This is a genomic window from Paracoccus sp. PAMC 22219 (assembly GCF_000787695.1).
In the GTDB taxonomy this organism is placed as follows: domain Bacteria; phylum Pseudomonadota; class Alphaproteobacteria; order Rhodobacterales; family Rhodobacteraceae; genus Paracoccus.
Genome location: NZ_BBPH01000157.1, coordinates 1 through 15,529 on the forward strand (window position 1 = coordinate 1; position 15,529 = coordinate 15,529).

Consider the following 15,529-nt stretch of genomic DNA (forward strand, 5'->3'; position numbering starts at 1 on the left):
GTCGCGATCAGCACGTCCACGCCGCGGTCGATCAGCTTGTCCTGTTCGCCAAAGCTGACGCCGCCGATCAGCAGCGCCTTGGTCAGGCGGGTGTGCTTGGCATAGGTGTCGAAATTCTCGGCCACCTGGGCGGCCAGTTCGCGGGTCGGGCACAGCACCAGGCTGCGCGGCATGCGCGCGCGGGCGCGTCCGCGACCCAGAAGGGTGATCATCGGCAGGGTAAAGCTGGCAGTCTTGCCGGTTCCGGTCTGCGCGATCCCCAGCACGTCGCGGCCTTCCAGCGCGGGCGGAATCGCCCCCTGCTGGATGGGCGTCGGCGTCTCGTAGCCGGCTTCCAGCACGGCCTGCAGCACTTTGGGGTCCAGCTTCAGATCAGAGAACTTGGTCATTCGGGGCTTTCCATTAAGCCGCGCCCGTTCTGGCGCGATGCGTTCCAAGCCGCGCGCCCGTCTGGCGCAGTGGCGGCTAAGTTGGGACGCAAACACGGACGCCCCGCCTTGATACCTGCCGGATGCAGGCCCGCATCGCGTAGACCAAAGGCGCTGCCGCGTCAATCTTTTGCGTGTTCCGTCCCGCCGGCGGGGGTGCAAAGCGGGGCTTTCGGTTGACCTCTCCCCTCCCGAAAGGGTAACCCCCGATGGTCAATCAGGAAGCCCATGATGAACCTTTTCACCGATTTGCGCGGCGTCGTCGTCGAGGCGCTGGACCAGATGGCCGCCGCAGGAGAGCTGCCCGCAGGCCTGGATACCGCCAATGTCACGGTCGAACCGCCCCGCGATCCGGCGCATGGCGACATGGCCACCAATGCCGCGATGGTGCTGGCCAAGCCCGCCGGCATGAAGCCCCGCGAGATCGCCGACCGCCTGGCCGCGCGCCTGACCGACCCCCGCATTGCCGCGGTCGAGGTCGCGGGCCCCGGCTTTCTGAACCTGCGCCTGTCGCCGGTCGTCTGGCAGGGCGTGATCCGCTCGGCCCTGCAGGCGGGCACGGAATTCGGTCGGTCCAGCCTGGGCGCCGATGCCAAGGTCAACGTCGAGTTCGTCAGCGCCAACCCCACGGGTCCGATGCATGTGGGCCATGTGCGCGGGGCGGTCTTCGGCGACGCGCTGGCGCGGCTGCTGGCGTTTTCCGGCCATGACGTGACGCGCGAATACTATATCAATGACGGCGGCGCGCAGGTCGACGTGCTGGCCCGCTCCGCCTATGAGCGCTATCGCGAGGCCAACGGGCTGGAGCCCGAGATCCGCGAGGGGCTGTATCCCGGCGACTATCTGATCCCCGTCGGAGAGGCGCTGAAGGCAAAGTACGGCGACAGTCTGCTGGACCGCCCCGAATCCGACTGGCTGGAGGATATCCGCGACTTTGCCACGCAGGCGATGATGGAACAGATCCGCGGCGACCTGGCGATCCTGGGCGTGCAGATGGACGTCTATTCCAGCGAAAAGGCGCTGTACGGCACCGGCCGGATCGAGGACGCGATCGCGCGCCTGGACGCGCAGGGCCTGATCTATCGCGGCGTGCTGGAACCCCCCAAGGGCAAGCTGCCCGAGGACTGGGAGGCGCGTGAACAGCTGTTGTTCCGGTCATCCGCGCATGGTGACGACGTGGACCGGCCCATCCAGAAATCGGACGGGGCCTGGACCTATTTCGCGCCCGATATCGCCTATCACTGGGACAAGATCGACCGCGGCTTCGATCAGCTGATCGACGTGTTCGGCGCCGATCACGGCGGCTATGTCAAGCGCATGAACGCGGCGGTCAAGGCGCTGTCGAACGGCCGCGTGCCCCTGGACGTCAAGCTGATCCAGCTGGTCAAGCTGTACAAGAACGGAGAGCCGTTCAAGATGTCCAAGCGCGCCGGCACCTTCGTGACGCTGCGCGACGTAGTCGAGGAGGCGGGGGCTGATGTCACCCGCTTCATCATGCTGACGCGCAAGAACGACGCGGCGCTGGATTTCGACTTTGCCCGCGTGCTGGAACAGTCCAAGGACAACCCGGTCTGGTACGTCCAATACGCCAGCGCCCGCGTGCATTCGGTGCTGCGCCGTGCGGCCGAGGCAGGGATCGCGGTCGACGATTCGACCCTGGCCGATGCCGATCTGTCCGTGCTGGCCCACCCTGCAGAGCTGGAGTTGGCCCGCAAGGTCGCCGAATGGCCCCGCCTGGTGGAAAACGCGGCCCGCGCGCACGAGCCCCATCGCGTCGCGTTCTTCCTGTACGAGCTGGCCTCTGACCTGCATTCGCTGTGGAATCGCGGCAACGACGACACGTCGCTGCGATTCATCCAGGATGGCGACGCGGTCACAAGCCAAGGAAAAATTGCGCTGGTCCGGGCGGTTGGCGTTGTTATTTCATCCGGTCTCGCTATTCTTGGCGTCACTCCGGCGGAAGAAATGCGCTGACTGAAAGCGTCGCTGCCGGGGAAGGCTGAGAGCAGGCAAAAGTTAATCCGGGACAACCGGCGGGCAGGCGAACATGGCAGTGATGGACTTCCGCGAAGGCGGCTACGTTTTCTCGCGTCACAAGGTGAAGCGCGAATTCTCTTACGATCAGAACGGACAGCCCGCAGCGGCTGCCGGTCAGGCACAGCACCCCGTGCAGGCCGACGGCCTGCCGGCGCGGCTGGCGCGGGTCACCCATTACATGGGTGCGGTCGCGTCGGTGGCGCTGATGGTCGGGCTGATGGCCTGGGGCTGGCAGCTGGTGTCGCGCGACGTGTCGGGCGTGCCCGTCATCCGCGCGGTTCAGGGCGAGGCCCGCACCACCGCCGAGGAGCCGGGCGGACAGCTGACCAACCACACCGGGCTGGCCGTGAATTCGGTCGCCGGCGGGCAGGTCCTGTCGCCGACCGACCAGGTGGCGATCGCGCCCGCACCGGTGGATCTGTCCGCCGATGACGTGGCGATGGGCGAACTGGGTGCCACGGCACACGAACCCTCGAACCCGTCGGAAACGCCGCTGACCTTTGCGGGCGAACCCATCGTGCCGCTGTCCGACAGCGAGGCACGCGCCTTGGCCGACGCGAAGGCCGCCGCCGCCGCGGAACGCGCCTTGGCCGACCAGGCCGTGAACCAGGCCGCGATCATCGACGCCCCCGCCACCGAGGGCCCGGTGACCGAGGTCGTCACCGACGAGAACGGCCTTCCGGCGCAATCTGCGGCCATCGCCGAGGCGCTGGCTCAGGCTCAGGCCGAGGCGAATCCCGGCGTGGTCGTGGCCTCGGTCCGGCCCACGCCGCGCCCCCGCGTAACGCGCGTCGCCGCAGCCCCGGCTGCCGCCGCCGCGCAGACGGCCGTGGCCGAAGCACCCGCACCGGCCCCCGACCGCCCCGAAGCGGCCCCCGCACCGACCCCGGCCCCGGTCGCCTCCAACAGCGCCAGCGGCCCTGTGGTGCAGGTCGGCGCGTTCGACAGCGATTCCATCGCCAATGGCGAATGGCAGCGGCTGGCCGGACGCAATGGCGGCCTGTTCTCCGGCAAGTCGCCGGTGATCCAGGAACACCAGTCGAACGGCCGCACCTTCTGGCGGCTGCGGGTCGCAGGCTTTGATTCGTTGTCCGAGGCGCGGCAGTTCTGTTCGGCGCTGCAATCGTCGGGGACCGACTGCCTGGCGCTTGGCGGCTGACGCCGTGCAGAACGCGACCATTCTGGGCGGGATCGGCGGTCTGACACTGACCCCGAACGAGGCCGCGTTCTTTCGCGACGCCGACCCCTGGGGCTTCATCCTGTTCGGGCGCAATGTCGATGCGCCCGACCAGCTGCGCCGCCTGACAGCCCAACTGCGCGAGGCCGTGGGCCGCGACTGCGTCATCACCATCGATCAGGAAGGCGGGCGCGTGCAGCGCCTGCGCGCCCCGCACTGGACCGACTGGCCCGCGCCGCTGGACCAAGCGCAGGCCGGGCCGCAGGCGATGTGGCTGTACTATCACCTGATCGGCCAGGAATTGCGGGCGGTGGGCATCGATTCGAACTGTGCGCCGACGCTGGACGTGGCGCAGGACGCGACGCATCCCTTTCTGCGCAACCGTTGCCTGGGCACCGACCCGGACCGCGTAGCCGAACTGGGCCGCGCCGCGGCCGACGGGCTGTTGGCGGCGGGAGTCCTGCCGGTGGTCAAGCACATGCCGGGCCACGGCCGCGCGCAGGTCGACAGCCATCACGGCCTGCCCGTGGTCGACGCATCCGAGGCCGAGCTGGACGCCGTCGATTTCGCGCCGTTCCGGGCGCTGAACGATCTGCCGATGGGCATGACCGCGCATATTCGCTTTCCGGCGCTGGATGACGGACCTGCCACGGCATCGCGCCGGATGATCGGGCTGATCCGCGACCGGATCGGGTTCGACGGGCTGCTGATGACCGATGACATCACCATGAACGCCCTGTCGGGGACCGAGGCCGAACGCGCGACCGCGTCCATCGCGGCGGGTTGTGACCTGGTCCTGCATTGCAACGGCACGATCGCGCAGATGGCGCCGGTGGTGCAGGCCGCGGGCCCGATGACGCGTGACGCCATGCGCCGCGCCGATGCCGCGCTGGCCCGTCGCCTGCCGCCTGCGGCCGTCGACATCGCCGCCCTGACCGACCAGTGGCGCGTGCTGAGCGCTTGACAGGCGGGCGCACGGGCACGACCCTTTGCGCCCACGCCAAGGAGGCTTCGTGGCCAGACAGGTCCCCTATCTTCAGCCCGTCGCCGACCCCGATGTCGCGCAGCGCCGCGCCGACGAGGCGCTGATCGTCGATGTCGACGGCTATGAGGGCCCGCTGGACCTGCTGCTGACGCTGGCGCGCACGCAGAAGGTGGACCTGCTGAAGATCCGCGTGCTGGACCTGGCCGAACAGTACCTGGTCTTCGTCGAGGAGGCACGTGCCTTGCGGATCGAGCTGGCGGCCGACTATCTGGTCATGGCCGCTTGGCTGGCTTTCCTGAAATCGCGCCTGCTTCTGCCCCCCGACCCTGAGGCCGAGGGCCCCTCGGCCGAGGACATGGCCGCCCACCTGGCATTCCAGCTGGAGCGTCTGGCCGCGATGCGGCAGGCTGCGGCGCAGCTGATGGGACGCGACCGGCTTGGCCTGTCGCGGTTCGCCCGCGGCGCGCCGGAAACCGTGGCGCGCAGCCGGCGGACGCAGTGGCAGGCGGGGCTGATCGACCTGATGCGCGCCTATGCCCGGCTGAAGACGCGGGACGAATTCCGCCCCTATGCGTTTGACCGGCACGACATCTTCACGATGGAACAGGCGCTGGACCGCCTGCGCCGGATGATCGGGTTCACCGGCCAGTGGACCGACCTGTCGGTGTTCCTGCCCGATGGCTGGTCGAACGACCCCAAGCGACGGCGCAGCGCCACCGCCGCGACCTTTGCCGCCTCGCTGGAGCTTGCGCGCCAGGGCCGGCTGGAGATACGGCAGGCCGAGACCTTCGCGCCCATCCATTACCGGCAAAAGCCCCATGACGACTGCAGCTGAATTTCCGCCCCCCGCGCTGGACGAACAGGCCCGCATGGTCGAGGCGATCCTGTTCGCCGCCACACAGCCGATGACGGTGCGCGACCTGGCCGCCCGCATGCCGCATGGCTGCGACCCGGCCGAGGCCCTGGCCCTGCTGCGCGCCACCTATCAGGGGCGCGGCGTCGTCCTGGAACGCATCGGCGACGGGCACGCGTTTCGGACCGCGCCCGACCTGTCCTTTCTGATGCAGACCGAGACGGTGGACACCCGCCGCCTGTCGCGCGCCGCGATCGAGACGCTGGCCATCATCGCCTATCACCAGCCCGTCACCCGGACCGAGATCGAGGAGGTGCGGGGCGTGACCCTCAGCCGCGGCACGCTGGATCAGCTGATCGAGATGGAATGGGTGCGCGTCGGTCGCCGTCGCCTGACCCCCGGTCGTCCCGCGACCTATGTGGTGACCGAGGCGTTTCTGGATCATTTCGGCCTGGAATCGGCGCGCGACCTGCCAGGGCTTGCGGAACTGCGGGCGGCGGGGCTGCTGGAATCGCGCCCGCCCGCCGATGGTCTGGGCCTGCCCCTTGTCGGCCGGGATGCGGACCCCGATATCGACCCCGAAGAGTTGTTCGAGGATGAGTGATCGATGAACGCCAATCAGCTGATCAGCATGTTCACCCGCCTTGTCGCGCGCCGCGCGATGAGCTGGGGGATCAACAAGGGCCTTGGCAGCCTGTCGCGCGGCAAGGCGGGGCAGGGCAAGCCTGTGCCCGGTACGCGGCGCAGCGATGCGCAGATGCAGGACTTGGCGCGCAAGATGCGGACCCTGTCGCGGCTGACGCGTCGCTGAGGCTGGGCTTTCCCGGCGACGCGCGCTAGGGCTGCGCGATGGACAACACCCCTTTCGAGATCTTTCTGGTCGCCACCCCCGGCCTCGAGGCACCGCTTGCGGCAGAGGCCAAGGCCCTCGGCTGGACCGGCGTGATCCAGCCCGGCGGCGTCACCATCCAAGGCGGGTGGGCCGACGTCTGGCGCGCGAACCTGATGCTGCGCGGCGCCACCCGCGTGCTGGCGCGCATCGGCGGGTTCCGCGCGATGCACCTGGCCCAGCTGGACAAGCGCGCGCGCAAGTTTCCTTGGGGTGACCTGCTGCCCCGCGACCTGCCGGTGCGGGTCGAGAGCATCTGCCGGGCGTCCAAGATCTATCACGCGGGCGCGGCCACGCAGCGGATCGAGCGCGCCATCACCGAGGAACTGGGTGCCCCCCTGGCCACGCCAGAGGATCGCGGCCCGTCGATCACCGTCAAGGCGCGGATCGAGGACGACCTGGTGACGTTCAGCTTGGATACGACGGGCGAATCGCTGCACAAGCGCGGTCACAAGGAGGCCGTCGCCAAGGCCCCCATGCGCGAGACCATGGCCGCGATGTTCCTGGCCGAGATGGGCTTTGACGGCAGCCAGCCGGTGCTGGACCCGATGTGCGGGTCGGGCACCTTCGTGCTGGAGGCCGCCGAGATCGCGCTTGGCCTGCTGCCCGGTCGCAGCCGCGGCTTTGCGTTCCAGCGGTTCGCGAATTACGACGCGGCCGCATTCGCCAAGATGAACGCTGCCCCTGCGTCGCGTGATCTGTCCGTGCAGTTCCTGGGCTTTGACCGCGACCCCGGCGCGATCCGCATGAGCGAGGCCAACGCCGTCCGCGCGGGCGTGACCGACGCGACGCGGTTCCAGGCGGGGCAGGTGACCGACCTGCAGCGACCCGAAGGCCCGCCGGGCATCGTGATCGTAAACCCGCCCTATGGCACCCGGATCGGCAACAAGGGCCCGCTGTTCGGCCTGCACGGCCAGATGGGCGCGGTGTTGCGCGAACGGTTCCAGGGCTGGCGCATCGGCATGGTCACGTCCGAGGCCGGGCTGGCCAAGGCCACCGCCCTGCCGTGGAAGGCCCCCGGTCCGATCGTCGCGCATGGTGGGCTGAAGGTCCGCCTGTGGCAGACCGGGCCGCTTTAGCGGAACTGCTTGGCCAGCTTCAGGCCCTGACCCTGATAGTTCGACCGGATCCCCTCGCCATACAGGCGCTGCGGGCGGGCGCTCATGCGCTCATAGACCAGACGGCCGACGGTCTGGCCGTGTTCCAGGACGAACGGCGCCTCGTGGCAACGCACCTCCAGCACGCCGCGCGCGCCGTGGCCCTCATCGCCGATGCCAAAGCCGGGGTCGAAAAAGCCCGCGTAATGGACCCGGAATTCGCCCACCATCGCCAGATAGGGGGCCATCTCGGCGGCGTAGTCCGCGGGGATCGCGACCGATTCGCGGCTGACCAGGATATAGAACGCACCGGGGTCCAGGATCAGCCGACCCTCGGTCGTGCGCAGTTCGTCCCAGAATTCGGCCACGGGATAGCGCCGATGCGGTCTAGGTCGATCACCCCGCTATGCGGACGGGCGCGATAGCCGACCAGATCGCCCTCGGCAGGCCGCAGGTCGACCGAGAACCCCAGACCGTGATCGATCAGCACCGGTGCGCCGCCCACCAGCGGCTGATCCGCATGCAGGGCGGTCAGGTCGGCATCCGACAGGACCGCCTGGCCCTGCCGCAGGCGCAGCTGGTTCAGGCGCATCCCGGGCCGCACCAGCACCGAAAAGCTGCGCGGACAGATCTCGGCGTAAAGCGGTCCGTCATAGCCCTCGGGCAGGCGGTCGAATTCGGTGCCGTCATCGGTCACCAGCCGGGTCAGCAGGTCCAGCCGCCCGGTCGAGGATTTGGCATTCGCGACCGCGGACATGCCCGCGGGCAGGGCGATTCGCTCCTGCAGCGGGATCAGGTAGACGCAGCCGCGTTCCAGCACGGCGCCGTCTGACAGGTCCATCTGGTGCATCTGGAAATCGGCCAGACGGTCCGCGATGCGCCGACCGCGCCCGGCCAGAAAGCTGGCGCGCAGGCGATAGGCGGTGTGCCCAAGACGCAGGTCAAGGCTGGCGGGCTGGATCTGTTCGGGTGTGACGGGGGCATCGGCACGGATGACGCCTTGGTCGATCAGGTCGCGGATATCGCTGTCGGGCAGAACGCCATTCATGTCGGAAACCCCTGATGCGGGTGGGGGATAAGGGAAACGCCCACCCTTGAGAAAGGATGGGCGTTTTCGGAATGGTCGGGCCGGAGAGATTCGAACTCTCGGCCTTCCGCCCCCCAGACGGACGCGCTAACCAGGCTGCGCCACGGCCCGACGCGCATGCTATAAAGCGATCCGGCAGGCCAGCACAAGGGCCTGGGCGCGGAAAACTTTGACAAATCGCACGCGGGGATCAGGACAGGCTCAACATGGCCTGCGCCAGCCGCAGGACGGCCGGCTTGGTCCGCGGCCAGCGGCGATCTGACGGCGAAATGCGTTGCAGATGACGCGCCATGCCGCTGAGGCGCGCCAGCCAGACGGTGGGTTGCAAAGGCATCGGCGCAGGTTGTGGCGGGGCAGGGGGCGGCGTTTCGGGTTGCGCGGTCAGCTGCTGCACCCCGCGTTTGCGCACCGACTGACCGCGATCGGTGGCGATCTGCCGGATCGCGCCACGAATCGTCAGCCCGTCGTCACGCAGCAACGCGCAGATGCCCGCCGCCATCTCGACATCAGCGGGTCGGTAATAGCGCCTGCCGTCGGGACGCTTCATCGGTTTCAGGGCCGAAAACTGCGTCTCCCAATAGCGCAGGACGTGCGGTGCCACGCCGATCAGGGCCGCCACCTCTCCGATCGACCGGAATGCCTCTGCGCCCTTCGCCATGGGGTCTGGCCAGCGCTATCGCTTGTTTCCGGCCGCCACGCGATCCTTCATCAGGTGCGAGGGCCGAAAGGACAGCACGCGGCGGGGCGTGATGGGCACTTCCTCGCCGGTCTTGGGGTTGCGGCCGATCCGCTCGTTCTTGTCGCGCACCGAAAAGGTGCCGAAGGACGAGATCTTCACCTGCTCCCCCTGCACCAGCGCGTCCGAGATGTGGTCCAGTACGCTCTCGACCAGCTGTGCCGATTCGTGACGGGAAAGGCCGACGTCACGGAAAACCGCTTCGGCCAAGTCCATCCGGGTCAAGGTCTTGTCGCCCATGGTTGATCCTCTTGAATGCGGGAAGGATGGTTCGAATTCCCATGGCTGTCAACGAGCCCCGCGGGGAAATCGTTCCCCGCCCGATACTTGTCACGCGCGTGTGGGAAATTGAGCGCGGCCCGGCAATTGATTCGGGCGTGACGCTTCCCATCTGTTGGAGACGGGAAACACCGATGGAGAACATGATGGCAGGCGGATGGGCCCGCGACGACGCGGTGAACGACCAGATCGACGTCAGCACGGCCGAGGCGATCGCCCGCGCCCGACTTGCAGCGTCACGCCCTCGGGCCGGCGACAGCGCGCGCTTCTGCGCGGAATGCGACGAACCGATCCCCGAGGCGCGCCGCGCGGCGCAGCCGGGGGTGCAGCTGTGCGTGGCGTGCCAGTCCAGGCATGACCGCGCGCGACGGCCTGCGGGCGGCATGAACCGCCGCGCCAGCAAGGATGCGTTGTTGAAATAGCCTACCAGCGCAGGACGACGGCGCCCCAGCTGAGTCCGCCGCCGATCGCTTCGGTCACCAGGACCTGGCCCGGCTTGAACCGCCCCTGACCATCGGCCACCGACAGGGCCAGCGGGATCGATGCGGCCGAGGTGTTGCCGTGATCTGCCACGGTCAGGACGACCTTTTCCAGCGGCAGGTGCATCTTTTGCGCGGTAGCGGTGATGATGCGCATGTTCGCCTGATGCGGGACCAGCCAGTCCACATCGGCAGGCGTCAGCCCGGCACGGTCCAGCGCGGTATGCGCCGTCTTGGCCAGCTTTTCGACCGCGTGGCGGAAGACCAGGTTGCCCTGCATGCGCAGTTGACCGGCCGTCCCAGTCGAGGACACGCCGCCGTCGACATACAGCAGGTCGCGATAGGTGCCGTCGCTGTTCAGGTCGCTGGCCAGAATGCCGCGATCGTCGCTGGTGCCCGCGCCCTCCTGCGCCTGCAGGACGACGGCTCCGGCGCCGTCGCCGAACAGCACGCAGGTACCGCGGTCGGTCCAGTCCATGATGCGCGAGAAGGTCTCGGCCCCGATGACCAGGATGCGGTCGGCCTGGCCCGCGCGAATCATCGCGTCGGCATTGGCCAGCGCAAAGACGAAACCTGCGCAGACGGCCTGAACGTCATAGGCAAAGCCGTGTTTCATGCCCAGGCCGGCCTGGACCATGGTCGCAACAGCCGGAAAGGTGAAATCGGGGGTCGAGGTCGCCAACACGATGCCGTCGATGTCGGCGGCCGTCAGGCCGGCGCGGTCCAACGCAACCTTGGCGGCGCGGATCGCCAGGTCGCTGGTGTTCTGGCCTTCGGCCGCGAAATGGCGACGCTCGATCCCGGTGCGGGACCGGATCCATTCGTCGGTGGTGTCCAGCTTGCCCTCGAACCAGCTGTTCTCGACGATGCGTTCGGGCAGGTAATGCCCGGTGCCGCAGATGACCGAACGACGCGTCACGACGATGCTCCTGTCTCGGTGGCGCTGGCGGATGCCGCGGCACCTTGGGCCACGCGGGCGGCCAGACGATCCTGGAAGCCCGACTTGGCCAGGGTGAAGGCCAGCTTGATGGCCGCGGACACGCCGGTCGCATCGGCGGAACCGTGCGATTTCACCACCGTGCCGTTCAGGCCCAGGAAGATGCCGCCATTCACGCGACGCGGATCGATGCGTTTCTGCAGGCGCTTCAGCGATGTCATGGCCAGAACGGCCGCAAACTTGGACATGATCGAATTTGAAAAGGCGTCCTTGAGGAAATCACCGACCAGCTTGGCGGTACCTTCGCCGGTCTTCAAGGCGACATTGCCGGTGAATCCATCGGTGACGATCACATCCACGCGGTCTGACGGCAGATCGCCGCCCTCGACGAAGCCGACATAGGTATAGCTGCCCTGGGCCGCCTGTTCGATCATTTCGTGGGCCTGCTTCAGCTCGGCCCGGCCCTTGTGCTCCTCGGTGCCAACGTTCAGCAGGCCGACGCGCGGCATGGGCAGGCCCAGGCCGTTGCGCGCATAGGACGCGCCCATCAGGGCATATTGCAGCAGGTCATGCGCGTCGGCACGGATGTCCGCGCCCACGTCCAGCATGATGTTGAACCCTTGGGGATTGCGCGACGGCCACAGGCACGCAATGGCCGGACGGTTCACGCCCGGCAGCTTGCGCAGGCGCAGCATCGACAGCGCCATCAGCGCGCCAGTGTTCCCGCAGGACACGGCGACCTGAGCCTCTCCGGCCTTGACCGATTCCAGCGTGGACCACATCGAGGTGCCCTCGCCCTTGCGCAGGACCTGGCTGGGCTTGTCATGCATCGTCACCACGCCGGCGGCATGGCGGATGTCACAGCGACCGGCCAGCACCTTGCGACGCGCGATCAGACCCGCAAGCTCTGCCTCGTCGCCATGGACGATAAAGCGGATCTCGGGGTTCTTCTCGGCGCTTTCGGCCATGCCTGCGACGACGACGGCGGGGCCGCGGTCGCCACCCATGGCGTCAACCGATATCACCACGCTGCCCCCGGTTTCGGGGACGCGCGGTGTCGGTGTGCTCGCGGAGGGGACGGACATCAGGACGGACGCGCCGGAATCAGGCCGCGTCGTCGTCCAGGTCGATCTCGTTCGCCTTCGCGATCACTTCGCGGTCGGCGTAGTGGCCACAGGACGGGCAGACGTGATGCGGGCGCTTCAGTTCGCCGCAGTTGGAGCATTCGTTCGGGTTGCCCGCGACCAGCGCATCATGCGCACGGCGCATGTTGCGCTTGGACCGGGTTACGCGATTCTGAGGGACAGCCATGTCACCACCTCGGTTGTCAGGGTGCGGCGCCAGAACGCAATCACACCAGATTTGAATTCGTAAATGAACCGCGCAGATACGCCATGACGACCGCGCCCGCAAGCCCCGAAGGCCAAGGGACGGCCGCAAACGCACCGCACATGGCCCCCCTTTGCCGCGAACCGCCCCCGATTGCGCCCCCCGGCGGCGGGATCGGCCGCATTTCGCGCCCGCCTGTGGCCCGATGGCCACGCCGGGGTGATCAGGATTCGCTGTCCTTGCCGCCCAGCAGCTTGTCCAGCCCGGCAAAGGGGCGGCGCGTGTCGCTGGCCTCTTCGTCTGCGACAGGGGCTTGGGGCAGGCTGGCACCCGCGGCCCGCGGATAGGCGGGCAGGGCCAGCGACAGCGCCTCGACCATGATGGCGGTCAGGTCGATGAAGTTGCCCAGGGGTTCCAGCGTCTCGTCCGGCATCTCGGCCTCGTCGCCTTCGGGGGCGGCCACATGCGGAGAGAACTGGATGCGCACCGGTTCGGATATGTCGGTGCGCACGGGTTTCAGGGTGATGACACAAGGTTGCGTCACGCGCGCGGCCAGCGTGGCCGTCAGCAGCCAGCTGTCGGTGCCATGCGCGCGCAGCGTTCCGCGAAAGTCCAGGCGCGTCAGCGCGTCCAGCCCCAGCTCGGCCGCCAGGGCGCTGCGCACGCCGTCGTCGGGGCGCAGGTGAAAGGTCGTCGGCGCGTTCGGGTTCAGATGCGCGACGCGCAGCCGCTGCGGATGCGATTCGGGGGTGATCATGTCGGGCCTTTGTTCGGTGCGGCGCGGGGCGCGTGACCCCGAGGATTGATATTCTTGAGCAGGGTGGCCGAGTTTGCTAGGCAGGGCGGGCCGCGTCAACCGCCCCAAGGAGGGAACCCGCCCATGTCCGCCATCAGAAGCCTGATGACACTGGCGTTTCTGGCTGTCCTCGGGCTTGCCGCCTGTGCACCCATCGAACGGAACCACGGATACGTCCCCCCCGATCTGGAACTGGCGCAGGTCGTGCCGGGCCAGACCACGATGGACGACCTGCCCGGCCTGATCGGTCGCCCGTCGGCCCAGGGGTTGCTGACCGGGTCCGGCTGGTACTATGTCGGATCGCGCTGGAGCCGCTTCGGCCCCGCCGCCGCCAGAGAGATCGACCGCAAGGTCGTCGCCATATCTTTCGCGCCCACGGGCGTGGTCAGCAATGTCGAGACCTTCGGCCTTGAACGCGGCCGTGTCGTCAGCCTGTCGCGTCGCGTGACCGATGGCAGCGTGACCGACATCTCGTTCATCGGACAACTGCTGGGGAACCTGGGCAACTTCCAGGCCGGCGACTTCATCGAGTGACAGGGCGGGGCGCGGTCCTAGACCGCGCCTGCCAACTGATCGGCCAGCCGATGCAGGTCGTCGCGGTGCCCGGTGCGCCCCGACGGCAGGTCCGGGTCCGATGTCATCGCGATCGACAGGGCCGGCTGACGGCGCGTCGCGGGAAAGACATAGACCATCTGCCCGCCATATCCCCAGCCGTAGCGAACATCCCGCCCGGCCATGCGGCCCAGGAACCAGCCATAGCCGTATCCCTGCCCGCTGAAGATGCTGGCGGTGCGGCGCTGCCAGCTTTCGTCGATCCAAGCGGCGGGAACGACCTGCCGCCCGCCCGCCTGCCCGCCGCGTGCGTACATCGCGCCGAATGCCAGCAGGGACCGGGTGCTCATCGCCATCTGGTTGCCGCCCAGATAGATGCCCTGGGGATCGCGGTCCCACCCGGTGATCTGGAACCCGGGAATGGGCGACAGCCAGTCGCGCGCGACATCCAGCAACGGTTGTCCGGTGACGCGGGTCAGGATCGCCGCGACCAGATGGGTCGAGGCGGTCGAATACTGCATCCGCGTGCCGGGGTCCTGGACGAAGGGCGCGGCAAGCGCGCTGCGCACCCAGTTCGGGCTGCTGACCCACCGGCCGTAATTCTGCCCCGACTGGCGTTCCAGCCCGGCCTGCATCGACAGCAGGTTGCCCAAGGTGACGCGCGCCAGGCGCGGGTCGGCCGATGCGGGCAGGTCGCTGCGCAACAGCGGGGCGATGGGCTGATCCGCGCCCTCCAGCAGGCCGCGCCCGATGGCAATGCCCGCCAGTGCGGACACGACCGACTTCGAGGCCGACTTGATGTTCGTGGGGCTGTCCGGGGTGAAGCCGTGATAGCCTTGGGCGGCCAGTTCGACGCCTTGGGCACCATCATCCTGCCACAGGGCGATGGCGCGCAGCGGCGGCATCGACCCCGCCTGCGACAGCAGGGGGCCAGGCTGGCGCGGGCGGTGCGGGGAGCTGCCAGCAGGGGCAGGGCGGCGGCGGTCAGGATCAGGGCGCGTCTTTTCATGCGCACAATATGGGGCGGGGCGTGGGCCATGGGCAATCACGCTTGCGTGGGCGCGGCGCGGGCTTTACCGCTTGGCCAGCCCTTTCGGAAAGGTCCGACCATGAGTGCGCTGGATGATCTTGCCCTCGTCCCGTTCCACGACGCGGACGCGCCGCAGCGCGCGCGGATGCTGTCGCGGCTGGCGGATACGGAACTGACCGTGGCCCTGCTGCGCGAACCCATCCACGACCAGGTCGAGCTGCAGATCTTCGACCTGGACGGGGTTCGCGTCGCGCTGGCCTGCGACGCCGAGGATCGGCTGGCGGATTTCTTTGGCCATCCAGTGGCTTACGCGGCGCTGCCGGGGCGGGTTCTGGCGGGGCTGCTGAATGCCGACGGTGCCGGGCTGCTGGTCAATCCGGGGCACCCGTCGGAAATGCTGCTGGATACCGGCATGCTGGATTGGCTGACCGGTGCGCTGGATGCGTCGCCCGAACAGGGCCAGGCCCGCCTGCGCCTGACCGCGCCCGATGCGCAGGTCGCGCAGGCGCTGGCCGATCCGCTGGCCGAACGGCTGGCGGACCTGCGCGGTCTGGTCGCAGGCGCGGCGCTGGTCGGTGCATCGGGGGACGGTGCCGCGCATCTGCTGGTCATCGCCGGCGCGCCGGTCGATCGCCAGCCCGCCATCGCCAAGGCGCTGGCCGAGGCGCTGGCCTTTCTGCCCGCCCAACCCGGCGGCGTCGACATCAGCTTTTCCGACGCGCCGCCCCCCGCGGGATCGCTGCTGTTCGACCTGACGCCCCCCGAGCCCGAGGAACCGGCACCGCGTCCGAAAGGCCCCCCGATCCTGCGCTGAACGGGCAAGTGCGGTTGCACTGGG

General features: G+C 68.5%; 18 protein-coding genes, 1 tRNA gene and 1 pseudogene. 10 read left to right on the forward strand and 10 right to left on the reverse strand.

What is annotated here, in order from left to right; all coding sequences use genetic code 11:
• The coding region (locus tag TY51_RS16050; RefSeq protein WP_042251322.1) for a DEAD/DEAH box helicase at positions 1–389 on the reverse strand (389 nt) is incomplete at its 3' end.
• A 270-nt stretch (positions 390–659) separates the two neighbouring features.
• On the opposite strand from TY51_RS16050, the gene argS reads away from it, so the two are divergent.
• From argS to TY51_RS16085, 7 genes are all read left to right on the forward strand, one after another.
• Positions 660–2,402, forward strand: a complete 1,743-nt coding sequence (gene argS / locus TY51_RS16055; protein WP_042251343.1) for an arginine--tRNA ligase — start codon at positions 660–662, stop codon at positions 2,400–2,402.
• Positions 2,403–2,475: 73 nt separating this feature from the next.
• Positions 2,476–3,624, forward strand: a complete 1,149-nt coding sequence (locus TY51_RS16060) for an SPOR domain-containing protein (protein ID WP_081995162.1) — start codon at positions 2,476–2,478, stop codon at positions 3,622–3,624.
• 4 nt (positions 3,625–3,628) lie between these two features.
• Positions 3,629–4,606: a glycoside hydrolase family 3 protein gene (locus TY51_RS16065; RefSeq protein WP_042251346.1), complete on the forward strand. Its 978-nt coding sequence runs from the start codon at positions 3,629–3,631 to the stop codon at positions 4,604–4,606.
• Positions 4,607–4,655: 49 nt separating this feature from the next.
• Positions 4,656–5,462, forward strand: coding sequence for a ScpA family protein (locus TY51_RS16070; protein WP_042251325.1), 807 nt, complete (start codon positions 4,656–4,658; stop codon positions 5,460–5,462).
• Positions 5,446–6,084, forward strand: coding sequence for an SMC-Scp complex subunit ScpB (gene scpB / locus TY51_RS16075; protein ID WP_042251328.1), 639 nt, complete (start codon positions 5,446–5,448; stop codon positions 6,082–6,084). Before TY51_RS16070 ends, scpB begins: the two co-directional genes overlap by 17 nt.
• A 3-nt stretch (positions 6,085–6,087) precedes the next feature.
• Positions 6,088–6,291, forward strand: a complete 204-nt coding sequence (locus TY51_RS16080) for a hypothetical protein (protein WP_042251329.1) — start codon at positions 6,088–6,090, stop codon at positions 6,289–6,291.
• Positions 6,292–6,329: 38 nt separating this feature from the next.
• Positions 6,330–7,448 (forward strand): class I SAM-dependent RNA methyltransferase, encoded by a 1,119-nt coding sequence (locus TY51_RS16085; protein WP_042251330.1) that lies wholly within the window; start codon positions 6,330–6,332, stop codon positions 7,446–7,448.
• On the opposite strand, the pseudogene TY51_RS16090 reads toward TY51_RS16085, so the two are convergent.
• The 4 genes and pseudogenes from TY51_RS16090 to ihfA form a co-directional block, all read right to left on the reverse strand.
• Positions 7,445–8,514, reverse strand: a pseudogene (locus tag TY51_RS16090) (2'-deoxycytidine 5'-triphosphate deaminase). The gene TY51_RS16085 and the pseudogene TY51_RS16090 sit on opposite strands and share 4 nt — an antisense overlap.
• 72 nt (positions 8,515–8,586) lie before the next feature.
• Positions 8,587–8,664, reverse strand: a tRNA-Pro gene (locus TY51_RS16095).
• A 79-nt stretch (positions 8,665–8,743) separates the two neighbouring features.
• A complete protein-coding gene (locus TY51_RS20465) occupies positions 8,744–9,211 on the reverse strand; it encodes a MerR family transcriptional regulator (protein WP_052650356.1) in 468 nt (155 codons plus the stop codon).
• 15 nt (positions 9,212–9,226) lie between these two features.
• Positions 9,227–9,529 (reverse strand): integration host factor subunit alpha, encoded by a 303-nt coding sequence (gene ihfA, locus TY51_RS16105; protein WP_042251331.1) that lies wholly within the window; start codon positions 9,527–9,529, stop codon positions 9,227–9,229.
• 173 nt (positions 9,530–9,702) lie between these two features.
• On the opposite strand from ihfA, the gene TY51_RS16110 reads away from it, so the two are divergent.
• Positions 9,703–9,990 (forward strand): DksA/TraR family C4-type zinc finger protein, encoded by a 288-nt coding sequence (locus tag TY51_RS16110; RefSeq protein ID WP_373960725.1) that lies wholly within the window; start codon positions 9,703–9,705, stop codon positions 9,988–9,990.
• Position 9,991: 1 nt separating this feature from the next.
• On the opposite strand, the gene TY51_RS16115 is transcribed toward TY51_RS16110, so the two are convergent.
• From TY51_RS16115 to TY51_RS16130, 4 genes are all read right to left on the reverse strand, one after another.
• Positions 9,992–10,966: a beta-ketoacyl-ACP synthase III gene (locus tag TY51_RS16115; protein ID WP_042251332.1), complete on the reverse strand. Its 975-nt coding sequence runs from the start codon at positions 10,964–10,966 to the stop codon at positions 9,992–9,994.
• On the reverse strand, positions 10,963–12,069 hold the full coding sequence (gene plsX / locus TY51_RS16120) for a phosphate acyltransferase PlsX (protein WP_042251335.1): 1,107 nt from the start codon (positions 12,067–12,069) through the stop codon (positions 10,963–10,965). Before plsX ends, TY51_RS16115 begins: the two co-directional genes overlap by 4 nt.
• A 19-nt stretch (positions 12,070–12,088) precedes the next feature.
• Positions 12,089–12,295: a 50S ribosomal protein L32 gene (rpmF, locus tag TY51_RS16125; RefSeq protein ID WP_042251337.1), complete on the reverse strand. Its 207-nt coding sequence runs from the start codon at positions 12,293–12,295 to the stop codon at positions 12,089–12,091.
• Between the two features lie 241 nt (positions 12,296–12,536).
• Positions 12,537–13,070, reverse strand: coding sequence for a DUF177 domain-containing protein (locus TY51_RS16130; RefSeq protein ID WP_042251339.1), 534 nt, complete (start codon positions 13,068–13,070; stop codon positions 12,537–12,539).
• A 123-nt stretch (positions 13,071–13,193) separates the two neighbouring features.
• Between TY51_RS16130 and TY51_RS16135 the strand changes: the two genes are divergently transcribed.
• Complete coding sequence (locus TY51_RS16135) at positions 13,194–13,643, forward strand: outer membrane protein assembly factor BamE (RefSeq protein WP_042251340.1); 450 nt, start codon at positions 13,194–13,196, stop codon at positions 13,641–13,643.
• A 17-nt stretch (positions 13,644–13,660) separates the two neighbouring features.
• Here TY51_RS16135 and TY51_RS16140 read toward each other — a convergent pair whose 3' ends face one another.
• The gene (locus TY51_RS16140; protein WP_081995164.1) at positions 13,661–14,566 is read right to left on the reverse strand and encodes a serine hydrolase; all 906 of its coding nucleotides are present in this window, start codon (positions 14,564–14,566) and stop codon (positions 13,661–13,663) included.
• Positions 14,567–14,770: 204 nt separating this feature from the next.
• On the opposite strand from TY51_RS16140, the gene TY51_RS16145 reads away from it, so the two are divergent.
• Positions 14,771–15,505, forward strand: a complete 735-nt coding sequence (locus tag TY51_RS16145) for an SseB family protein (protein WP_042251341.1) — start codon at positions 14,771–14,773, stop codon at positions 15,503–15,505.
• Positions 15,506–15,529: the final 24 nt, after the last annotated feature.